Annotated in this window: 2 protein-coding genes; one reads left to right on the top strand and one right to left on the bottom strand. The window is 68.2% G+C overall.

All coding sequences use genetic code 11. The features are described 5' to 3' along the window. Nucleotides 1–1,435, bottom strand: a 1,435-nt coding sequence (locus ACFZAM_RS37100) for an MFS transporter (RefSeq protein ID WP_391052989.1), incomplete at its 3' end; no start/stop codon positions are given. Between the two features lie 116 nt (nt 1,436–1,551). On the opposite strand from ACFZAM_RS37100, the gene ACFZAM_RS37095 reads away from it, so the two are divergent. Next, nucleotides 1,552–2,112 (top strand): MarR family transcriptional regulator, encoded by a 561-nt coding sequence (locus tag ACFZAM_RS37095; protein ID WP_355346088.1) that lies wholly within the window; start codon nt 1,552–1,554, stop codon nt 2,110–2,112. Nucleotides 2,113–2,447: the final 335 nt, after the last annotated feature.

Below are 2,447 nucleotides of genomic sequence, written 5' to 3'. Positions count from 1 at the left end.
CTCCGTGCGGTGCAGTCCTAGACAGCTCCACCACACCGGAGGTCTTCGCCATGATCAAGCACCGGCACATGTCAACAACGCTCGTGATCAATACATCTAGGTCCTTGGCTTGAGCCGAGTCCACGACCACGTCCACGGTCGTGTCCGTGTCCGTCCCGGCAGGGAGCCGCGGCGCGGAACGGGCGACCACGCGGGCCGCCGCCAGATGCGGACTGTCCTGCAAGAGCGTGAGGTGCCGCCCCATCCGCAGCGCGGTCACCGAGATCGCCAGCGAGCAGAGCACCAGCATCACGATGTACGCCCCGTACGCGCCCGCACCCGCCATCAGGCCGCCGACGGCGGGACCGAGGGCGAGGGCCAACTGCTTGACCAGGGCGAACGCCGAGTTGTACTGACCGACCATCCGCGCGGGCGCCAGATCGGCGACCAGCGGAGCCACGGTCGGCGCCAGCATCGCCTCGCCGAGCCCGAACAGCGCGTACGTCGAGATGATCGCCGCGACCGCCATCGCGTGACTGCCGTGCACCAGCCCGGACGCCCCGGCCACCAGCCAGGCGACCGTCCAGACCAGACCGACCGCCGCGATGACCCGGCTGCGCCTGCGCTGCTCGACCAGCCGCAGCACCACGAACTGCGCCAGCACGATCACGGCGGTGTTGGCCGCGAGCGCCACGCCCAGCGTGGTCGGCGAAATCCGGGTGACCTCGACGGCGAACGCCGAGAGCCCCGACTCGAACTGCCCGTAGCAGGCGAAGAACATCACGAAGCCCAGCACGGACACCATGACCATCGCCCGATCCCCGAGCAGCAGCCGCCAGCCGCCGGAGGCAGCGCCGTCGGACCGCACCGCCCCGTCGACCTGCGGCGCGTGCGGCATGCGCACGGTCGCTATGACCGCGCCGAGCACCAGGAACATCGCCGCCTCGATGGCGAAGAGCCGGATGAACGACGCAGGATGCGCGGTGTCGACCAGCAGACCGCCGAGCAGACCGCCGAGGCCGAGCCCCAGGTTGTTGAGGAAGAACTGCGTGGCGAAGGCGCGCGACCGCGTCGCGGTCGTCGAGCACCACACGATCATCGTCGCCAGCGAGGGCTGCACCACCGCTATACCGGCACCGAGCGCACCGGCCGCCGCGATGACCACCGGTTCACTGCCGGACAGCCCGAGCCCCAGTGACCCGGCGGCGGCCAGCACCGTACCGACCACCGCGACCGGCACCGGTCCGCGCTGATCGATGACCCGACCCGTGAAGGGCAGCACGAACAGCGCCGCCACGGCGAACGTCGCGAGCACCACACCTGCGGTACCCGCGCCCAGCCCCCGCACCTGCGAGACGTAAATAAAGGTGAACGGGACCGTGAAGCCGTTCCCGAACGCGCTCAGCGCTGTCCCCACCTGGATCCGGCGCAGCGCCGCGCCCATCGCCGTTGTCACACTCACCCCACTTGACCATTGAGTCTTCGCCTTGAAGACTTCAGTACTAAAGTTCGAAGCTAAAGAGTACATCGCGAAGGGCTTTAGTGCAAAGGGTTCCGTGCCATACTCGAAGGATGACCGCAGCCGCAGGTTCACCGGGGGCGCCGCAGGAGCTGGACCTCGACGCCCAGATCGCCGCCTACCAGCGCGAATTCCCTGAGGTCGACCCCCAGGTGGAGAAGGTCGTCACCGCCCTGGGCCGCCTCAACCGCCGGATGAACGTGGCGTACGGCCGCCAGCTCGTCGACCTCGGCATCAGCAGCGCCGAGTGGGAAGTCCTCAAAGCACTCGTCGTCGTCGGCAAGCCCTACCGTCTCGGCCCCGGCGACCTCGCCAAGCGCCTCGGCCTCACCCCGGCCGCCATGACCCACCGGATCGACCGCATGGTCGCCGAGGGCTTGGTCACCCGCGAGCGCGACGAGGCCAACCGCGTCCGCGTCATCGTCGAACTGACCGACGAGGGCCGTGACAAGTGGCTCCAGACCATGCGCCTGGCCGCCGTCTTTGAGGACGAGCTCCTCCAGGACCTCACGACGGTGGAACGCGCCGCCCTCGGCGAGATCCTCACCCGCCTCCTGCGCCGCGTCGAGTACAGCCAGCCGGACGCCGGCGGCCGGCTCGAAGACCTGGACTGACCCGTGTGATCGGGACCACCTTGCCCCGAGTTGACATGGGTGGTCCTCGTCCGTAGTGTTCTCCGAGTTGTCCGACGTGAGCGCCGACTCCGGTCGGTCCCCGGACAGCCATTCCGCAGGAACCTTTCGACCATGACCGACAGCCTTGTGTTGTCGCGTTGTTGTCGTGCGTTTGTGTGTTTCCGCGGAATGCAGGCGGTGTTTCGTTCGACCGGGCCGATTTGGCCGGGCGGTACGGGATCAGCTAATGTCTCACTCGTCGGAACGGCCGAACAGCCGGAAAGACAAGCCCCGCTGACTGGGGGTCAGGCACTGGAAAGCGTCTGATAGAGTCG

It is taken from the genome of Streptomyces sp. NPDC008079 (genome assembly GCF_042957385.1).
In the GTDB taxonomy this organism is placed as follows: domain Bacteria; phylum Actinomycetota; class Actinomycetes; order Streptomycetales; family Streptomycetaceae; genus Actinacidiphila.
Note: the sequence above shows the minus strand (reverse complement) of the source record. Positions and strands in the feature narration are given on the sequence as shown.